The sequence below is a fragment of the Clostridium cylindrosporum DSM 605 genome (assembly GCF_001047375.1).
GTDB lineage: Bacteria > Bacillota > Clostridia > Clostridiales > Caloramatoraceae > Clostridium_AB > Clostridium_AB cylindrosporum.
Map to the genome: position 1 here is coordinate 64,002 of NZ_LFVU01000027.1, position 19,028 is coordinate 83,029.

The 19,028-nt window shown below is 31.0% G+C and carries 17 protein-coding genes; 15 read left to right on the forward strand and 2 right to left on the reverse strand.

The annotated features are described in order from the left end of the window. Positions 1 to 11 precede the first annotated feature (11 nt). From feoB to CLCY_RS08775, 9 genes are all read left to right on the forward strand, one after another. The gene (gene feoB, locus CLCY_RS08740; RefSeq protein WP_048570752.1) at positions 12 to 1,853 is read left to right on the forward strand and encodes a ferrous iron transport protein B; all 1,842 of its coding nucleotides are present in this window, start codon (positions 12 to 14) and stop codon (positions 1,851 to 1,853) included. Between the two features lie 13 nt (positions 1,854 to 1,866). Then, positions 1,867 to 2,010: a hypothetical protein gene (locus CLCY_RS13780; RefSeq protein ID WP_161797119.1), complete on the forward strand. Its 144-nt coding sequence runs from the start codon at positions 1,867 to 1,869 to the stop codon at positions 2,008 to 2,010. 143 nt (positions 2,011 to 2,153) lie between these two features. Continuing rightward, on the forward strand, positions 2,154 to 2,612 hold the full coding sequence (locus CLCY_RS08745; RefSeq protein ID WP_048570753.1) for a Fur family transcriptional regulator: 459 nt from the start codon (positions 2,154 to 2,156) through the stop codon (positions 2,610 to 2,612). A gap of 132 nt (positions 2,613 to 2,744) precedes the next feature. Further along, positions 2,745 to 4,409 carry a ribonuclease J gene (locus tag CLCY_RS08750; protein ID WP_048570754.1) on the forward strand — a complete coding sequence of 555 codons (1,665 nt, stop codon included), beginning with the start codon at positions 2,745 to 2,747 and terminating at the stop codon, positions 4,407 to 4,409. Between the two features lie 180 nt (positions 4,410 to 4,589). Further along, a complete protein-coding gene (locus tag CLCY_RS08755; protein ID WP_152668137.1) occupies positions 4,590 to 6,335 on the forward strand; it encodes a hypothetical protein in 1,746 nt (581 codons plus the stop codon). A gap of 126 nt (positions 6,336 to 6,461) precedes the next feature. Next, positions 6,462 to 8,285 (forward strand): translational GTPase TypA, encoded by a 1,824-nt coding sequence (gene typA / locus CLCY_RS08760; RefSeq protein WP_048570756.1) that lies wholly within the window; start codon positions 6,462 to 6,464, stop codon positions 8,283 to 8,285. Between the two features lie 65 nt (positions 8,286 to 8,350). Further along, complete coding sequence (gene mltG / locus CLCY_RS08765) at positions 8,351 to 9,373, forward strand: endolytic transglycosylase MltG (protein WP_048570757.1); 1,023 nt, start codon at positions 8,351 to 8,353, stop codon at positions 9,371 to 9,373. A gap of 159 nt (positions 9,374 to 9,532) precedes the next feature. Further along, positions 9,533 to 10,195: an O-methyltransferase gene (locus CLCY_RS08770; protein WP_048570758.1), complete on the forward strand. Its 663-nt coding sequence runs from the start codon at positions 9,533 to 9,535 to the stop codon at positions 10,193 to 10,195. Further along, positions 10,188 to 11,411: a peptidase U32 family protein gene (locus tag CLCY_RS08775; protein WP_048570759.1), complete on the forward strand. Its 1,224-nt coding sequence runs from the start codon at positions 10,188 to 10,190 to the stop codon at positions 11,409 to 11,411. Before CLCY_RS08770 ends, CLCY_RS08775 begins: the two co-directional genes overlap by 8 nt. 54 nt (positions 11,412 to 11,465) lie before the next feature. Here CLCY_RS08775 and CLCY_RS08780 read toward each other — a convergent pair whose 3' ends face one another. Further along, positions 11,466 to 12,500 carry a GerMN domain-containing protein gene (locus tag CLCY_RS08780; RefSeq protein ID WP_048570760.1) on the reverse strand — a complete coding sequence of 345 codons (1,035 nt, stop codon included), beginning with the start codon at positions 12,498 to 12,500 and terminating at the stop codon, positions 11,466 to 11,468. Positions 12,501 to 12,719: 219 nt separating this feature from the next. Between CLCY_RS08780 and CLCY_RS08785 the strand changes: the two genes are divergently transcribed. The 4 genes from CLCY_RS08785 to CLCY_RS08800 all read left to right on the forward strand — a co-directional run bounded on the left by CLCY_RS08785 (position 12,720) and on the right by CLCY_RS08800 (position 15,941). Beyond that, positions 12,720 to 13,289, forward strand: coding sequence for an anthranilate synthase component II (locus tag CLCY_RS08785; RefSeq protein WP_048570761.1), 570 nt, complete (start codon positions 12,720 to 12,722; stop codon positions 13,287 to 13,289). Beyond that, positions 13,289 to 14,629, forward strand: coding sequence for an aminodeoxychorismate synthase component I (pabB, locus tag CLCY_RS08790; RefSeq protein ID WP_048570762.1), 1,341 nt, complete (start codon positions 13,289 to 13,291; stop codon positions 14,627 to 14,629). Before CLCY_RS08785 ends, pabB begins: the two co-directional genes overlap by 1 nt. 3 nt (positions 14,630 to 14,632) lie before the next feature. Further along, the gene (locus CLCY_RS08795) at positions 14,633 to 15,385 is read left to right on the forward strand and encodes an aminotransferase class IV (RefSeq protein ID WP_048570763.1); all 753 of its coding nucleotides are present in this window, start codon (positions 14,633 to 14,635) and stop codon (positions 15,383 to 15,385) included. 178 nt (positions 15,386 to 15,563) lie between these two features. Next, positions 15,564 to 15,941 carry a desulfoferrodoxin gene (locus CLCY_RS08800; RefSeq protein ID WP_048570764.1) on the forward strand — a complete coding sequence of 126 codons (378 nt, stop codon included), beginning with the start codon at positions 15,564 to 15,566 and terminating at the stop codon, positions 15,939 to 15,941. A 79-nt stretch (positions 15,942 to 16,020) separates the two neighbouring features. Here the strand turns inward: CLCY_RS08800 and CLCY_RS08805 are convergent, their stop codons facing one another. Then, positions 16,021 to 16,845 carry an aminotransferase class IV gene (locus CLCY_RS08805; protein ID WP_048570765.1) on the reverse strand — a complete coding sequence of 275 codons (825 nt, stop codon included), beginning with the start codon at positions 16,843 to 16,845 and terminating at the stop codon, positions 16,021 to 16,023. Between the two features lie 161 nt (positions 16,846 to 17,006). Between CLCY_RS08805 and CLCY_RS08810 the strand changes: the two genes are divergently transcribed. Both CLCY_RS08810 and sigK read left to right on the forward strand, forming a co-directional pair. Then, positions 17,007 to 18,173 (forward strand): THUMP domain-containing class I SAM-dependent RNA methyltransferase, encoded by a 1,167-nt coding sequence (locus tag CLCY_RS08810; protein WP_048570766.1) that lies wholly within the window; start codon positions 17,007 to 17,009, stop codon positions 18,171 to 18,173. A 136-nt stretch (positions 18,174 to 18,309) separates the two neighbouring features. Continuing rightward, entirely contained in the window at positions 18,310 to 18,987 is a 678-nt protein-coding gene (sigK, locus tag CLCY_RS08815; protein WP_048571151.1) for an RNA polymerase sporulation sigma factor SigK, read from the forward strand. The last annotated feature ends 41 nt before the right edge of the window (positions 18,988 to 19,028 follow it).

A 19,028-nucleotide genomic window follows, 5' to 3' on the forward strand; every position in this document is an offset into this window, starting at 1 on the left:
GGCAGTAGAAAATGAGTTGTTGTCAAGAATTAAAAATTGATATACCAAAGGGTGCAAAAACAATAGTACTTGCAGGTAACCCAAATGTTGGTAAGTCTGTATTCTTTAATGCATTAACAGGAATATATGTAGATGTTTCAAACTTTTCAGGAACAACAGTTGATATATCACATGGAAAGTTTAAAAATGATGTAGTAATAGATACACCTGGAGTTTATGGAGTATCATCATTTAACGATGAGGAAAGAGTTGCAAAGGATGTTATATTAACAGGGGATATAATACTTAATGTAGTTGACGCTCTTCATATAGAAAGAGACCTTTTCCTAACAAAACAAATTATAGATTCAGGAAAAAAAGTAATAGTTGCTCTTAATATGATGGACGACGTAGAGAGAAATGGTATAAAGCTAGACATAGACAAGCTAAGTAATCTTTTAGGAGTACCAGTTATACCTACAGTTGCAACAAAGGGAAAGGGATTAGCTGAAGTAAAAGAAAAAATTTACTCAGCTAAGGTAGGAAATATTAACTCCCATATAGAAGATATAATTAGGGAGTATAAAAACATAGTTGAAATTGAAAGTGAAGCCTTAATGATAGGTGAAGAGGACGAGGCTACGCTTGAAAAGTACAAAATAGAGTCACCAAATAAAAGAGAAGAGATATATAGTTCTAGAAGACAAGAAGTTGATAGTATAGTTAAAAGTATAATAATTACAGATGCTAGTGGTAAAAGCATTAGAGAAAAAATAGGTTACTATATGTTAAGTCCTTTAACAGGTATACCAATACTACTTGCTATACTATATGTTATGTTTAAGGTTATAGGTACATTTGTAGCTGGAGATCTTGTTGATTTTCTTTTAAGTAATTTCTTTCAACCAATTTTCGAACCATTTGTTAGAGGTATAGTATCCTCAGTTGTAGGAGATAGTGGATTTATATATAAGCTTCTTGCAGGAGAATTTGGAGTTATTACATTAACAGTAAGTTATGTATTTGGGCTTCTACTTCCTCTAGTTGTAGCATTCTATTTATTCATGGCTATAATGGAGGATTCAGGATATCTTCCAAGACTTGCAGCACTTACAGATAGAGTGTTATCATTTTTCGGACTAAACGGTAGAGCGGTAATTCCTATGATACTTGGATTTGGTTGTGTAACAATGGCTACTATAACAACAAGACTTCTTGGAACAAGAAGAGAAAAGGTAATAGCTACGGCACTTCTTGGTCTTACTATTCCATGTTCGGCTCAAATTGGTGTTATAGCAGGGTTAATTTCACCTCTTGGAGCTAAATATATGACAATATATCTACTTACAATCCTTGTTGTCTTTGTTGCTGCAGGAACTATACTTAATAAGGTTTTACCAGGAAATTCATCAGACCTTTTTATAGATCTTTCGCCTATTAGAGTACCAAAGGTTTCTAATGTTTTATTAAAAACATGGACAAAGACTAAGATGTTTGTAATGGAAGCAACGCCTTTGTTTGCACTAGGAGCTGTAATAATTACTGTACTTAATGAAGCCCATATTTTAGTGTGGATTCAAAATGCTGTAGCACCAATAACAGAGAACTTCCTAGGTCTTCCAAAGGAAGCAGCAACAGCTTTTGTTATGGGTATTATAAGAAGAGACTTTGGGGCAGCAGGACTTACAGCACTTACACTTACACCTGTGCAAACAATAGTTTCTCTAGTAACAATTACTTTATTTGTTCCTTGTATAGCTGCTATTATGATTATATTTAAGGAAAGAAGTAAAACAGAGGCTATAAGTATTTGGCTTGGAAGCTTTATCCTTGCATTTATAATTGGTGGAGCACTGGCTCAAATATTAATGTAATAGGGGTGACTATATGGAAATAAAATGTCCAACCTGTGGCTATTTAGCTAAAGATACTGTAGTTTGTCCAAGATGCAGAGCAAACTTAGCATGTAGCGCAGCATGTTCAGGAAATTGTCTTTCCTGCTCTTCATCTAAGGTTAAAAATAAAAAATAACGTTAATATAAGATATACTCCTATACTTTAGGAGTATATTTTTGTTTAATAATCATTTTCAATTGATTATTCCTTGACAATAAAGAAGCATGACTGTAGAATTATAATAATTGTAATTAAATTTATCATGTGAGGTGTAATAAATGGCTATTTTTTCAAATGAAGAATATAATATTTTAAAAGAACAGATGAAGACACAAGGCTATAAGCTTACACCACAAAGAAGAGCGGTACTTGATGTAGTAGTTGAAAACGAAGGAAAACATCTGTCTACGGAAGAAGTTTATGATATAGTTAAAATAGATTGTCCTGAAATAGGACTTGCAACAGTTTATAGAACCCTTCAACTTCTTGAGAAAATAGGGGTGATATGTAAGCTTAATTTTGATGATGGATGCAGTAGATATGAACTTGTTCATTCTAATGAAACACATCAGCATCACCATTTAATATGCAACATATGTGGCTCAGTAGAAGAGGTTGAGGATGTATTACTTGAAAGTCTTGAAAACAAAGTGGAGACTAAGTATGACTTTAAAATAACAAATCATGATGTTAAATTTTATGGTATATGCACAAAGTGTTCTAAAAAAGATAAATAGTTTTAATAAATATTTATTATGTACATAATTATAATAGACGAAATATTAAAATAGTATAAACATTATACTTGAAAGGTATAATTTTATTTATATAGGTGATCGGTTGACTTGAAATAAGGAGGGAAGATATATTTGAGTAGAAAAGAAAAAGTAAAAGTTATTCCTCTAGGTGGAGTTAACGAAATCGGAAAAAACATGACGGTAATCGAGACGAAAAATGAAATCGTAATAGTAGATTGTGGTCTTGCATTTCCAGATGAAGAGATGTACGGTGTTGATATTGTAATTCCAGACGTATCTTATCTAATAAAGAACAAGGATAAGGTTAAGGGAGTTGTGTTGACACATGGTCATGAAGATCATATAGGAGCTCTTCCTTATTTTTTAAAGCAGCTTAATGTACCAGTTTACAGCACAAGACTTACTATTGGTATAATTGAGACTAAGCTTAAGGAGCACGGAATATTAAGCTCATCAACTTTAAAAGTAGTTAGTCCAAGGGACATTATAAGCTTTGATGAAATTAGTGTAGAGTTTATAAGAAATAATCATAGTATTCCAGATTCATGTTCACTTGCAATACATACTCCAGCAGGGATAATAATTCATACAGGAGACTTTAAAGTTGATTACACTCCTATAAATGGAGACGTAATGGATCTTGGAAGATTTGCAGAACTTAGTAAGAAAGGGATATTACTATTACTTGCTGACAGTACTAATGTAGAAAGACCAGGAAGTACAGTATCAGAGAAAGCTGTTGGAGACACTTTTATGAGAATGTTCTCAGAGGCTACAGGTAGAGTGATAGTAGCAACTTTTGCATCTAATGTACATAGAATACAACAAATCATTGACGCAGCCTATAAGTATAGAAGAAAGGTTGCTATATCAGGAAGAAGTATTGAGAATATAGTTGAGGTTGCACGTACACTTGGTTATTTAAATGGACCAGAGGATATATTTGTAAGCATTGATGATATAGAAAAGTATCCTAAGAATAAGATTGTAATTATTACAACTGGAAGTCAAGGTGAACCTATGTCAGCCCTTTCTAGAATGAGTAATTCAGAACATAGAAAGGTGGAGATTATAGAAGGAGATTTAATAATAATTTCTGCTTCTCCAATACCAGGTAATGAAAAGCTTATATCAAAGGTTATTAATCAACTATTCAAAAAAGGTGCAAATGTTATTTATGAATCAATCTCTCATATTCATGTATCAGGACACGCATTTCAAGAGGAGTTAAAGCTTATACATTCAATTACAAAGCCAAAATTCTTTATGCCAGTACACGGTGAATACAGACACTTAAAACAGCATTCTAACTTAGCCCAAAAAATGGGTATGAATAAATCGAATGTATTTATTTTAGATTTAGGTCAAACACTTGAATTAACTAGGGATAGCGCAAGAATTAATGGAAATGTTGCAGCAGGTCAGGTTCTAGTTGACGGGTTAGGTGTTGGAGACGTTGGAAATATTGTTTTAAGAGATAGAAAGCATCTTTCACAGGATGGTATATTAACTGTTGTTGTAACTATAGATAGAACAACAGGTAAGGTAATTGCAGGTCCAGATATAATATCAAGAGGATTTGTATATGTTAGAGAATCAGAACATTTAATGGATGAGGCAAAGATAATAGTAAGAAATTGCTTAGAGACTTGTCTTGAAAATCAAATAAGAGAATGGTCAGCCTTAAAATCAAATATAAGAGATGAATTAAGAGATTACCTATATCAAAAAACAAAGAGAAAGCCTATGATACTTCCTATAATAATGGAAGTTTAAAAAATCCCCACTGGGGATTTTTTTTATGTTATTATATAGGTAAAGGAGGAATTAGATGAAATGATTTCCAGTGGTAAGATTAGAGGATATTATAGGATAAAGCCTTCACATTATAGGAGGATTTGTTCTCTTTTAAGTAAATCTTTTTATATGATTTATGGGGGAGTCATATTATTAATTATGGCTATTATTGCTTTCATGTATGTAATTACAATTAAAAAGGACTCATCAATATATACATATTTTATATTCTTAGTATCATCATTAATATTGTTCTATGTACTAATTAATTTAATATTTATAAAGAGTAAAAAAATAAAAGGAATTTATATAGATTGTGATAATTATGAGATGCTATGGAATATTGTAAGGTCATTAACAGATAAGTTTAAAGGTGTAAAGATTCATAATATAATAATAACAGATGAATGTAAAGTAGACATAGTAACTCAGAAAAGATTTGGAGTATGGGGAAGAAAAAGAGCCTCGCTAGTTATAGGGCTTCCAATTCTACTCGGATATAGCGAAAAGGAAGTAGAGCTTGCAATTGCATTTGCTATTTGTAAAAGTTCTAAACATCATAAAAGAAAAAATAGAAAAATTAGAAATACATATTTATTCCTTGAATATATGTTTAATGATGATAAGGCATTAATAAAAACAAATAAAGTTTTTGATTTTTTTATGAAGCCCATTCTTAAAGGATTCTATATATTTTATAAGGAAGTTTCAGTACTAATAATTAGGGAAAATTATATAGAAACAGATGAAATTTTAATTAGAGAATACACAAAAGAAGAGATTGCTAATATGATCTTGAAAAACTATGTTCATAGGTATTTGGTTGAAAATATATTTATAAAAAAAGTAAACAAAACACTTGAGGAAGATGGAATGCCTCCAGAAAATATATTTACAATTATGAATGAATATTTAAATGAGAACATAAGTGGAAGAAATATTATTGAGGCGTTAAAGGTTATGAAAAATTGTGATAGGGATACTCTTTTATTTATGGGTACATCACTTAATAGAATAGAACTTATAAATTATAAAATAGAAAATTTTCAGTATGAGTTTGGGGATAATGCTGCAAGAATTTTAGGTAAAAGTTTTGAAAAAATTATAAAAAAGTTTAATTCGGTTTGGTATAAAGAAAAGAAGAAACTTTGGAACACACTTTCAAAAAAGATTATAGGTGAAAAGGAAGTTTATGAAAAATTAGTAATTGCATTTTCAGCCTATCAATTGGAAGAAAAAGATTTCAAAACTTACATGGATTTAAGAGTGAAATTTGCAGGTATTAACACAGCAATAGTTGAAGGAAAAAAGCTTTGCCTTGCATATCCCTCAAATGCAGAGATAAGAAGTATTGTTGGAAAGCTACTTTTGTCAGGAGATAATTCTCAAGGAATAGATTATATAGAATCAGCAGTAAAACTAAACCCCTTTGTAGGAGTGGAAAGTTATAAAGATATAATAAATTACTATATAAGAAAAGAAAATTATGAAACTGCTTCTAAATACGAAAAGGAATATACACGTATGAAGTTCCAATGTAAACAGGGAATAAAGGAGAGGGAAAGACCTAAAATTCATGAATCATCCTTTACTAAGTTAGATTTAGATAAGGAAAATTTAATGAATATAAAAGAATGCCTAGGAAAAAAAAAGTATGTAAATTATGCTTATATTTCAAAACTTAAGTTATGCACATTTAAAAATATTCCACATTATATTCTTTGGGTTAAATTTAACTTAAACTTTTTTACAATGGAAGAAACTCTAAGAAGCAAGGATAAGGAAATAAAAAGCGATATAGGTATTAATAATTTAACTGTTATTCATTTAAATGGAGATAATTTTTATATGAAAGTTTTGTTAAGAAATATTAAAAAATGTAAAATATTTAGTAGATTGAGATGAAACTTTCATTGACAATTAATATATACATAATGTAGAATAAGCAAGGATGTCACAAATTTGTGGTATCCTTGTTTGTTTAGAAAGTTATTTTCCAATTTTTTACAATCGGAAAGTTTGGAGGTTTTTATGATAAATTTCACTAGAGAAAATATAAGAAATATTGCTATAATCGCACACGTTGACCATGGTAAGACTACACTTGTTGACGAACTGCTTAAGCAAAGTGGTACATTTAGAAATAATGAAAAAGTAAATGAAAGAATGATGGATTCTAATGACCTTGAAAAGGAAAGAGGAATTACTATACTTTCAAAAAACACTGCTGTAGTTTATGGAGACTTAAAGATTAATATAATAGATACTCCAGGACATGCTGATTTTGGTGGAGAAGTTGAAAGAGTACTAAAGATGGTAGACGGTGTTGTTCTACTTGTTGACGCATTTGAAGGGGCTATGCCTCAAACAAGATTCGTTTTAAGAAAGGCTCTTGAACTAAAACTTAAGCCAATAGTTGTTATTAATAAGATTGATAAGCCAGGTGCAAGACCTGAAGAAGTTATAGATGAAGTACTTGAACTATTTATAGAGCTTGGAGCAGATGATGAGCAATTAGAATTCCCAGTTGTATTTGCTTCAGGTAAAGCTGGGGTTGCTAAGATTAAAATGGAAGATGAATTAGTTGATCTTACACCATTATTTAGCACAATTATAGAAAATGTTCCAGCACCTTCAGGAAATGAAGAAGAAACTCTTCAAATGCTAGTTACTACTATAGATTCAAATGAATATGTAGGTAGAATAGCTATAGGTAAGGTTCAAAGAGGAACTGTTAAGAAGAATCAACCAGTTGCTATTTGTAGCCCAGATGGAAAAACAAGAAATGGTAAAATAGTTACACTATATACATTTAATGGTCTTAAGAGAGAAGAAGTTGAAGAAGCAACTACTGGAGATATTATAGCTATATCTGGTATAACTGATATAGCTATAGGAGAAACAATAGCAGATGCTAGTAATCCAGAGGCTATTCCTTTTGTTAATATAGATGAGCCAACACTATCAATGACGTTTACTGTAAATGATAGTCCATTTGCTGGTAAAGAAGGAGACTATGTTACTTCAAGGCATTTAAGAGACAGACTTATGAAGGAACTTGAAACAAATGTAAGTCTTAGAGTTGAAGAAACAGAACAAGCTGATACATTTATAGTATCAGGTAGAGGAGAACTACATCTTTCAGTTCTTATAGAAACTATGAGAAGAGAAGGATATGAATTCCAAGTTTCAAGAGCAAATGTTATTTATAAAGAGGTTGATGGAGCTAAGTGTGAACCAATTGAACTTCTAACTGTTGACGTTCCTGAAGAATTCATGGGTTCTGTTATGGAAAAACTTGGTCAAAGAAAAGCGGAAATGACAAATATGACTTCAGCAGTAGATGGATATGTTAGATTAGAATTTAAGATTCCTGCAAGAGGACTTATTGGATATAGAAGTGAGTTTATGACTGATACTAAGGGTAATGGTATAATGAATCACTTATTTGAAGGATATGAACCAGCTAAGGGAGATATAGCTGAAAGAAATAGAGGAGCAATTGTTGCATTTGAAACAGGAGAATCTGTAACATATGGACTATTTAATGCTCAAGATAGAGGAACTTTATTTGTAGGGCCAGGAGTTCCTGTATACCAAGGTATGATAGTTGGTGTTTGTGCAAGAGCGGAAGACCTTGATGTTAATGTATGTAAAAAGAAACAAGCAACTAATACAAGATCATCTGGAGCAGATGAAGCATTAAGACTTACTCCAGCAACTGAATTATCTCTTGAGCAATCATTAGAGTTTATTTCAAGTGATGAACTAGTAGAGGTAACACCTAAGACAATTAGAATGAGAAAGAAAACTTTAGACCCAACAGCTAGAAAGAGAGCACAAAGAAATAAGTAAAAACTTGTAAGAATATAGTATAAGATGTATAATGATTTTATTATATTTTAGTGAGTGGTGATTTAATGAAGTCTAAAAGAAAACTAATGGTTTTTATATTAGTTTGTTTAGTAGTAATAATACCTATCATAGGATCATTTATATATCTTTACATGCCAGTTTCATCTCGAGATAGAACATTTGAAGTCAGAATAAAAAAAGGTGATGAAAAGTCAGCAGTTATAAAAAAACTTGAAAAGCTTGGGGCTGTAAAGATTCCTCTTGTAGCATCTATGTACCTTGATTTTAAGGACGCAAAGGATGTTAAACCTGGAACCTATAAGTTTAGTACTAGTGTATCTGTTAAATCTATGCTAGACAGTATAGCAGGAGATAAGGTAAATGGTGATTATTTAATTAAGGTTACTATTCCAGAGGGGTTTACAGCTGTCCAAATAGCTAATAAATTAGTTTCAGATGGAGTTATTACAGATAAAAATAGCTTTATGAATGAAATTAATAAAGGTGACTTTTCTTCATTTAAGTTTATAAGCACTGCTTCAGAGGGTAGGCCAATTCGTCTAGAAGGGTACTTATACCCAGATACCTATGAATTTAGGAAAGGTTCAAGCAATCAAGAAATTATAAATGCAATGCTTGAAAGCTACGAAGATAATGCATATCCTATTGTTAAAGAAGGTGCTAAAAGACTTTCTGTAGGTGAGGATGAAATTCTTAAAATGGCTTCAGTAATTGAAAAGGAAGCTAGAAGTGATGAGGAAAGACCTATAATTTCAGGAGTATTTTATAATAGATTAAAGTCAAAGATGAGGCTTCAGTCCTGTGCAACTGTTTTATATGCATTAGGTAGGCATAAGGATAAATTATATTATAAAGATCTTGAGGTAAACTCTCCTTATAACACTTATAGAAATATTGGTCTTCCAATAGGACCTATATCAAATCCTGGGATAAAGTCGCTAAAGGCAGCGGCTGACCCAAAGAGTCATGATTATATATATTTTGTACTGCAAAATAATGGTAAGCATTTCTTTACAAAGGATTATAATGAATTTTTAAAGGCTAAAAAAGCCTCTAACAGTATATAATAAAAGTAATACATGGCGGGTCTTTAATGGCTTACCATGTATTATTTTTTGTGTGATTTATAATTAAATTTTTGTTATTTAGGATTTTGTAGTAAGATATATATAGGTAATTATAATTATATATCAAGTTAAAGGTTTAATTGTTATGAGGAGGCACTTATGAGTAGTGTAAGTCACGATTATATAGAGGACTATATAAGAGGTTTAATAAAAGATAATGAAGGCTATATTAAAACTATGGAGGATTATGCTATAGAAAATCATGTTCCTATTATACATAAGGAAGTAGCACAGTTCTTAAGAGTTATAATAAAGTCTCACAATATAAAAAACATACTAGAAGTAGGAACAGCTATTGGATATTCTGCTTCTGTTATGGTAAATGCTGCAGGAAATAATTCTCATGTAACAACTATTGAAAGAAGTGATGAGATGGAAGCTATTGCAGTAGAGAATATAAAAAAGATTGGGTATGACAAAAATATTACCCTAATTAAAGGTGATGCACTTGAGGTTTTAGGTGATGTTAAAGGAGAATTTGACATGATATTCCTTGATGCTGCAAAGGGGCATTATGATCATTTTCTAGAACAATGCCTTGAAAAACTTAAGGTAGGTGGGCTACTTATTTCTGATAATGTATTATTTAGAGGGATGGTAGCGACTAATGACCTTCTTATTAGAAGAAAGATAACTATAGTTAAAAGAATGAGAAAATATTTAGAAAATATTTCAAATGATAAAAATTTAGAAACTGTAATACTTCCAATTGGGGATGGTATTGCATTAACATGTAAGATAGGAAGTGGCAAAAATGAGTAAGATAGAATTACTAGCTCCAGCAGGAAATTTAGAAAAGTTAAAAACAGCAATTATATATGGAGCAGATGCTGTTTATATAGGTGGAGAGTTATTTAGTTTAAGAGCAAAGGCGGATAACTTTGATCCTGAAACTATGAAAGAGGCAGTTGAATTTGCACATTCAAGGGGAAAGAAGATATATGTTACTGTTAACATATTTGCACACAATAGTGATATAGATGCAATGCCACAATATATAAAGACATTAGAAGAAGTTGGGATTGATGCTGTTATTGTATCTGACCTTGGTATATTTTCTGTTGTTAAGGAAGTTGCACCAAACCTTGAGGTTCATGTAAGTACCCAAGCTAACAACACGAATTATAAAACAGCTGAATTTTGGCATAAGCTAGGTGCACAAAGAATAGTTCTTGCAAGAGAATTATCTATGGCAGAAATTAAAGAAATGAGAGCAAAAATGCCAAAGGATATGGAAATTGAAGCATTTGTTCATGGAGCTATGTGTATGTCATACTCAGGAAGATGTCTTCTTTCTAACTATATGACAGGTAGAGATGCAAACAGAGGAGCTTGTTCACATGCTTGTAGATATAAGTATCATCTAATGGAAGAAAAAAGACCAGGACAATACTTCGAAATTACAGAGGATGAAAGAGGAACTTATATACTAAACTCACATGATCTTTGTATGATTGAACATATTCCAGATCTTATTGAAAGTGGAATAATGAGCTTTAAGATAGAGGGAAGAATGAAAAGTTCATACTATGTAGCAAGTGTTATAAAGGCATATAGAATGGCAATTGACGCTTACCTAGAAAATAAAGAAGAATATAAGTATAATCCTAAGTGGATGGAAGAGGTTTCTAGATCAAGTCATAGAGCATTTTCAACTGGATTCTATTACGGAAAGCCAGATAAGCAAATTCTAGATACTGTAACGTATGAAAGAAGTCATGAGATAATGGGACTTGTTGTAGGTTATGACAAGGAAACAAAAATCGCGACTATTGAACAAAGAAATAAGATATGTAAGGGAGAAGAAGTTGAAATATTAAGCCCAAAGAATGACAACTTCTCACTAGTTCTAGATACTATTTGGAATGAAAATGGAGAAGAAATTGAATCAGCTCCACATCCTCAAATGATATTTAAAATAAAATGTGAAAAAGAACTAAAGCCTTTTGATATGATAGTTAAGGAAAAGGCTGAATAGTAACTTATCTTGCAATAAAAATAATAAGCCTTGGGAAAATTCCCAAGGCTTAATTTATTTCAATTCCTTAGATTCATTTATACTAGTTTCAAGTGGATTTTCAGCATTTATTTCAACATGTCCTGTTATAAAATCTTTGCCGTTAGCTGTAATAATTACTTTTTTACAACTATATGCATCTCCAAGTGTATTTGCAATTCCTTGTAGAATACCAGTTTCAAAGCTTGTTCCAAGATTCATTGATTCAGTAAAAACTTCTGAAACATCCATAGTAAGAGTTGATGTTTTGGAATCTACTTTAATACTTTTTATTTTTGTTGTTGACGGCATAAGTTTTGATAGAGTATCCTTTGGTGGATTTTTAAACTTATCCTCAAAGAATTTAGGGGCGTCCTTTTCGCTAATTGAAGTATTTGCTGAAGTGTAAACTATAGCATCTTCATTGCCATCGTAGTAGTAAAGTTTACTAACCTTTGTTTTTATCGTATTTGTATTATCAGGTTTTGGAGTTGTATCTTTAGAATCTGAAGATACTGAAGGTGATGAAATACGTACTAAATCAAGTTCGCTAATTTTTTCGCCATCATCTGTTGTTACTTTAACTACACCAAGGTTTTGAGCAAAATAGTATGTAGTTTTTGTATCTCCTTCAACTAAAACTTCAATTGTTGATATATTACCAAGAGGAGTAGATAGTACATAATCTAAATTTTTAATTGTTACCTTTCCCTTTGATGAGTCCCAAGAAGCATTTTTTTCTATAGGAAGTTTTAAAAGGAAGTCTCCATTTAGTATTAGACCCTCGTTATTAAATTCAATCTTTGAACTTTTACCATGGGATACAGTAACTGAGTTTTCAGATACTGATTCTATCTTCGCATTTATTTCCTTAGAAGTACCACTGTATTTATAAGTTAAAGTAACTCCTTGGGAATATGGTAGAAAACTTTTTAAATCTAAGGATGTAGTTTTTGGAGTGCTTGTAGTAACTGGTTTGCTTGTAGTTTCTACATCCTTTTTAGTACATGATGTAAATATTAAGGAAGACATTGTTAGTGAAAGAAGAATTATAAGAATCTTATTTTTCATAAAATTACCTCCAAACTCATATTTAGTTAAGTTAATTATAACTTAGTTTATTTCAAAAGGCAAAATAAAGAAGTTAAGGTTAGAATTTTGTTGAAATGGTTAATCTAATAAGGAAAAAAAATGTTGTATATGGGCATAATAACTCTAAAAATACATTTAAATCTAAAGAATTTATGATAGAATAGTAGAAGAGTATTTTTGGCTTGGAGGATTGATTTCATGGTACTAATTGTTGATAATTATGATTCATTCACTTATAATCTACAAAATTATTTTATAATGTTAGGTGAAGAAACTATAGTAAAGGGAAGAGATGAAATAACTATATTAGATATAGAAAATATGAACCCAGATTTTATAGTCCTATCTCCAGGACCAGGTACTCCTGAGGAAGCAAAACTACCACTTGAAGTGCTAGATAAGTTTAAAGGAAGAATTCCTATACTTGGAGTATGCCTTGGTCATCAATGTATAGGACATTATTTTAAAGGAAGTGTATTGCAAGGGAAAGAACCTGTTCATGGAAAGGTTCATACTATTACACATGATAATGAGGGAGTATTTAAAGGGCTTAAGAATCCTTTAAATGTTACAAGATATCATTCACTTTCTATTTCAAGGGAAACACTTCCAAAGGAGCTTGAAATAACTGCGGAAACTGAAGATGGAGTTATAATGGGAGTAAGACATAAAGAGTATAGAATAGAAGGAGTACAATTTCATCCAGAAGCTATACTAACGGAACATGGTATTGATATGTTAAAAAACTTTTTAAGAGGTGACAAATAATGGCTTTAACTACACTAGAATACTGCCTAGATCCTTTTTATACTTATATGAAGGTAAAAGACAAAAACACACATCTTCTTGAAAGTAGTTTAAAGGTTAAAGATACAGGAAACTATTCTATAATTGTTTTTAATCCAAAAGAAGTTATAAGCTATGCAGGTGGAAAAACATATGTAGAAAGAGACGGAAATAAAGCTGAAGTTAAAGAAGATATACTAAGTACTCTTGATAAAATAATTTTAGAAAAAAAACAGCTTGGAACTGGTCTTATATTTGATGGAGGGTTTGTTGGGTATCTTTCATATGATTATGGAATGGAGTTAATGGGAGTTCCTAGGACCAACCCTAATTCCTTTGAAATTCCAGATATTTATTTTGGATATTATGAAGACTTCGTGGTAATTGATCACGTAGATTCAAAGACATATATATATACAGATAATGAAGAAATAATAGAAGAGTTAAAATCTTTAAAGGATCTTGAATATCCAAGAAAAGATATTGAAGGGGTAAAGTTAACATCTAATTTCACAAAAGAAGAGTTTGAAAATAGAGTAAAGTCTGTTCGTGATTACATCAAAAAGGGAGACGTATATGAAGTAAATATAGCGCAGCAGTATTCAGGATACGGTAGTGTAAACCCATATGATGTATATTCTACATTTAGGAAAGTTAATCGTGGGCCTTATAATGCATTTATGGATATTTCAGAGGGTAATTATATTTTATCAACATCACCTGAACAGTTTATAAGAAAAAGAGGAAATATACTTACAACAAGACCGATTAAAGGAACTGTACCAAGGGTAGATGATAAAGATGAAAATGAAAGACTAAAGGATTATCTATATAATAGCGAAAAAACAAGGTCAGAGCTTTTAATGATTATAGACCTTGAAAGAAATGATCTTTCAAGGGTATGCATACCAGGGACAGTAAGAGTTGAAAGTTTATTCGATGTTGAAGAATATGCCACTGTAAATCACTTAGTATCAACTATTGCAGGGGATGTTAGTGTTGATACTACATTTGGTGATATTATTAGAGGGACATTCCCAGGAGGATCTATAACAGGGGCTCCAAAACTTCGTTCACTTGAAGTTATAGATGAACTTGAAAGTGTTTCAAGGGGAATATATACAGGTGCTATAGGTTATATATCAAATAATGGAGACTTTGACTTTAACATAGCTATAAGAACTCCAGTTATCACAAATGAAGGAGTATTTTATAGTGTAGGTGGAGGAATGGTTTGGGATTCTGATCCTGAAGAAGAATACGAAGAAACTCTACACAAGGGAAAAGCTATAAATAGATCTTTAACAGGGAAGGAAGATTAGTATATGGATTTATTTGATTCATCAATTGCATTTGGCTTAACACCATTTGAAACCGTATACTTTCAAGATAAAACTCCTCAAAGATTAGAAAATCACTATAGAAGATTATTAAGGGCCTCAAGGGTCCTTAATGTTTTATATAATTATGATTTTGAGAAGTTTAAGAAAGGTATAAATGATTTTATAAAGGAATCAAATGAGGAAAATGGGGTTTTAAAGGCTATACTTTTAAATGGTGAACTTAAATTTAAAATAAGAAAACCAAGTTATACAAAAGAAGGGTTTAATAATGGAATATCACTTTATGTAAGTTCTGTAAAGAGGGATCCTAAAAGTATATTTACATATTTTAAAACTTTGAATTACGGAGAAAACGTTTTAGAAGATATAAGATCTAAAAAACGAGGTTATGACGGATGTTTATTTTTAAATTACAATAATCAAGTTTGTGAAACATCCTATGCTAATATTTTCTTTAGAAAAGATAATGTTATTTATACTCCTAGCTTAACATGTGGCATACTTCCTGGTATTATGAGAGAGGATATAATAAAGTTTGCAAGGGATAATGGATATGAAGTTAAGAAGACAAAGCTTATGTTAGATGATATAAAGCTAATGGATGAGGCATTTATATCAAACTCAGTATCTGCAATATATCCTATAAAGAGAATAGACAATATTGAATTTACATCAAGGGAGTTTGTTAATAAGATAATTAGGGAAAAGGCTTTTAATAGACCCTGGAATTCTTAGATAAAAAACTATACTAAATTTAGTATAGTTTTTTTATGCTTAGAATACTTATAAAGAGAGTTTATATTGGGGAATATATTAAATGAAGTGAAATTAGTTAGAAAAGTCTTGCAATTTTAAAGGGATAATGGTATATTATTACTAATAAATAATTATTATCTGTTAGGAGGAGTTATAAATGAGCAAATTAAATGAATTATATAAATGTGAATTGTGTGGCAACATTGTGCAGGTAGTAAAATCAGGAGCAGGAACACTAGTGTGTTGTGGAAAGCCAATGAATCTACAAGAAGAGAATACTGTAGATGCTTCAACTGAAAAGCATGTACCAGTTATAGAGAGAGTAGATGGTGGAATTCTTGTTAAAATAGGAAGTGTAGAGCATCCTATGGAAGATAAGCATTTTATAGAGTGGATAGAGGTATATACAAATGACAGAGTATATAGAAAGTACCTAAATCCATCAGATAAACCTGAAGCACTATTTAATATTGATAGTAATGATGTTGTGGCAAAGGCTTATTGCAACATACACGGATATTGGAAAAGTAATTAACTTATAAATTGAAATATAACTTTATAACAATCCCCAAAATGTGTGAAAGAGTCCCTAAGATTAATCTTAGGGACTCTTTTTATTTATGGGAAGATATATATGAATTTATTTCATTATCGTAAATCTTCATTATTTTTAAAAGCAAGCTATCCTTAGTACTATATTTAAGTGAATCTACTGCATTAATAGGTAAAACCTTAGGAGATGTTCCGCTAATAAATAAAGATGAAAAATCCTTTAGTTCATCTATATGTATAGGTTTTTCAATAGTGTTTATTTCATTTGATCTTGCAAGTTCAATAATTCTTTTTCTTGTAATACCAAGTAAAACATCCTTACCTTCAGTTGTATAAAGTGTATTATCCTTTATAAAGAATAGGTTTGACCTACTACCCTCAGTGATATATCCATCACTATTTACAAGAATTGCCTCATAACAATTTTTCTCCTCAAGTAGAGTGTTGATTGTATTTCTAAGGTTTGTATTTATTATTTTGGCGTTTGGATTATCTCTCTCTGCACTATATAGAAAGGTTTTTACACCTTCTTCATATAGTGAGGCATCTGGATAGTTAGTTTTTATAAAAAAGTAATAAATATTTGGAACTTCATTATGTAAGTTATTGATTACTATTTTTATATTGTGATTAACAACATTATTTTTTTGTGTGATTAATTGTATTTGTGATTTCAATTCATCAAAACTTAAGCTAATATTATGTCCTATTATTTTTCCAGATGAAATTAGTCTTTCATAATGTTCCTCTAAAAATAAAGGAACTGACTCATTAACTCTTAGAACTTCATAAAGAGATGAGCTATCCTCTACGTATAGATTATCAAACTCCTCAACTGGGTAAACATTATTATTAAAAATAAAGAATTTTAGATTTGCATCTGACATTTATATCACCTCTAATTAGTATTTTATATCTTTTATCAAAATAAATCCAACATATTACTAATTAAATCACATAAAATCATAGGTTAGTGTTTCATAAAGAGAGCTTTTTAGTTACAATATAATATGTACTAAATAAGAAGAGTCTTAAGGAGAGAAGTTAAATGAAGTATACGTTAATAGCTACAGCGACATTTGGACTTGAAAGTGTTGTTGCAAATGAGCTGAGAAGTTTAGGATATGAAGATTTAAAGGTTGAAAATTCTAAGGTTGAGTTTAAAGGTGATGAAAGAGATATAGCAAGATGTAATCTTTGGCTTAGAACAGCAGATAGAGTACTTATAAAGGCTGCTGAGTTTAAGGCTGAAAGTTTTGAGGAACTGTTTCAGGGAACAAAGAATGTAAATTGGGGTGACATTATACCTCAAGATGGTAAAATGCATATTACAGGAAAGTCAGTTAAATCAAAACTTTATTCTGTTCCAGACTGCCAGTCTATAGTTAAAAAGGCAGTAGTTGAATCAATGAAAAGAAAGTATAAAACAGATTGGTTTTCAGAGGATGGACCAGTATATAAAACGGAGGTTGCAATACTTAAGGATATTGTAACATTAACAATTGATACATCAGGTAAAGGATTACATAAAAGAGGATATAGAGAAAATGCAGGAGATGCACCATTAAAGGAGACACTAGCTGCAGCACTTGTTCTTTTAAGTAGATGGAATCCATCAAGAACACTTGTAGATCCATTTTGTGGTTCAGGAACTATTCTTATAGAAGCAGGACTTATAGGTAAAAATATTGCACCAGGGCTTAATCGTGAGTTTGTTTCAGAGACATGGCCAAATATGAAAAAAGAAATGTGGGATGAGCTTCGTGAAGAAGCGAGAGGACTTATAAACGATGAAGAATTTAAAATATTAGGTTCAGATGTCGACTATAGAGTGCTAAATACTGCTAAGGAAAACATAAGACTTGCAGGACTTGAGGATTATATATATGTTCAAAAATTGCCTGTCCAAGAGTTTAGCTCAAAGAAAAAATATGGATGTATAATAACTAACCCTCCATATGGAGAAAGAATGGGTGAAACAAAGGAAGTTAATAAGCTTTATAAGGATATGGGAAGAGTTTTTAAAGAACTTGATACATGGTCTATTTTTGTTATTACATCTCATCCAGAGTTTCAAAAGCACTATGGGAAGAAAGCAACTAAAAATAGAAAGCTTTATAATGGTACTCTTCAATGTTATTATTACCAATATTTTGGGCCACTTCCACCTAGAAGAAAAAATAAAGATATAGATATTGAGGAAAATAATCTTTAAAATATAACAGTATTTAACCTAAAGAAGTTAATTAAGTGTCTTAATTTATATTAAGAATCAATGCACAATTTTTAACAAAGCCTCATATACTGAATATGAGACCTAATCTTTAGGGGGGTTAAGCTTGTTACCGGAAATGTTTCTTAATTTTTTTCAAAATGTATTTGTTCTTGTAGGATATGTAAGTAACGGGAACTCATTTCCCACTCCTTTAAATGAAAAAGAAGAAAAAGAACTTTTTATAAAGTATAAAGAAGGGGATAGTTTAGCTAAAGGGGAACTTATAACAAGAAATTTAAGACTTGTAGCGCACATAATTAAAAAGTTTAGTCCACAAATAAGAGATGCAGATGATTTGATTTCTATAGGCACAGTGGGACTTATTAAAGCAATTGAAAGCTTTGATTATAAAAAAGGGAACAGGCTTGCAACTTATGCAGCAAGGTGCATAGAAAATGAAATACTAATGAGTGTTAGATCGAGCAAAAAAACAAAGTCTGAAGTATATCTTCAAGATCCTATTGGGGTTGATAAAGAAGGTAATGAAATATGTTTAATCGACGTATTAGGGACAGACGGAGATGTGGTACTTGAGGAAGTAGAATACAAAATATCAGTGAGAAAACTATACGATATGATAGAAAGTGTACTAGAAGGAAAAGAGAAAGAAATAATTAAGCTTAGATATGGACTAAGTAGCGAGCCAAAAACTCAAAGAGAAATAGCAGAGAATCTTGGAATATCAAGATCCTATGTATCTAGAATAGAGAAAAAAGCACTTAAAAAACTTGCAAAAGAATTAGATCAGGGATAGCTACGGCTATCCCATTTTATTGACTAATGAAGCTTTAAAGG

Excerpts from the sequence above, each read along its gene's own strand:
- CLCY_RS08780 (WP_048570760.1), bottom strand. The coding sequence starts at position 12,500 with ATGAAAAATAAGATTCTTATAATTCTTCTTTCACTAACAATGTCTTCC.
- CLCY_RS08755 (WP_152668137.1), top strand. The coding sequence starts at position 4,590 with ATGGCTATTATTGCTTTCATGTATGTAATTACAATTAAAAAGGACTCA.
- typA (WP_048570756.1), top strand. The coding sequence starts at position 6,462 with ATGATAAATTTCACTAGAGAAAATATAAGAAATATTGCTATAATCGCA.
- CLCY_RS13780 (WP_161797119.1), top strand. The coding sequence starts at position 1,867 with ATGGAAATAAAATGTCCAACCTGTGGCTATTTAGCTAAAGATACTGTA.
- CLCY_RS08745 (WP_048570753.1), top strand. The coding sequence starts at position 2,154 with ATGGCTATTTTTTCAAATGAAGAATATAATATTTTAAAAGAACAGATG.
- CLCY_RS08770 (WP_048570758.1), top strand. The coding sequence starts at position 9,533 with ATGAGTAGTGTAAGTCACGATTATATAGAGGACTATATAAGAGGTTTA.
- CLCY_RS08775 (WP_048570759.1), top strand. The coding sequence starts at position 10,188 with ATGAGTAAGATAGAATTACTAGCTCCAGCAGGAAATTTAGAAAAGTTA.
- CLCY_RS08795 (WP_048570763.1), top strand. The coding sequence starts at position 14,633 with ATGGATTTATTTGATTCATCAATTGCATTTGGCTTAACACCATTTGAA.
- feoB (WP_048570752.1), top strand. The coding sequence starts at position 12 with ATGAGTTGTTGTCAAGAATTAAAAATTGATATACCAAAGGGTGCAAAA.
- sigK (WP_048571151.1), top strand. The coding sequence starts at position 18,310 with ATGTTTCTTAATTTTTTTCAAAATGTATTTGTTCTTGTAGGATATGTA.
- CLCY_RS08805 (WP_048570765.1), bottom strand. The coding sequence starts at position 16,845 with ATGTCAGATGCAAATCTAAAATTCTTTATTTTTAATAATAATGTTTAC.
- mltG (WP_048570757.1), top strand. The coding sequence starts at position 8,351 with ATGAAGTCTAAAAGAAAACTAATGGTTTTTATATTAGTTTGTTTAGTA.
- pabB (WP_048570762.1), top strand. The coding sequence starts at position 13,289 with ATGGCTTTAACTACACTAGAATACTGCCTAGATCCTTTTTATACTTAT.
- CLCY_RS08785 (WP_048570761.1), top strand. The coding sequence starts at position 12,720 with ATGGTACTAATTGTTGATAATTATGATTCATTCACTTATAATCTACAA.
- CLCY_RS08810 (WP_048570766.1), top strand. The coding sequence starts at position 17,007 with ATGAAGTATACGTTAATAGCTACAGCGACATTTGGACTTGAAAGTGTT.
- CLCY_RS08800 (WP_048570764.1), top strand. The coding sequence starts at position 15,564 with ATGAGCAAATTAAATGAATTATATAAATGTGAATTGTGTGGCAACATT.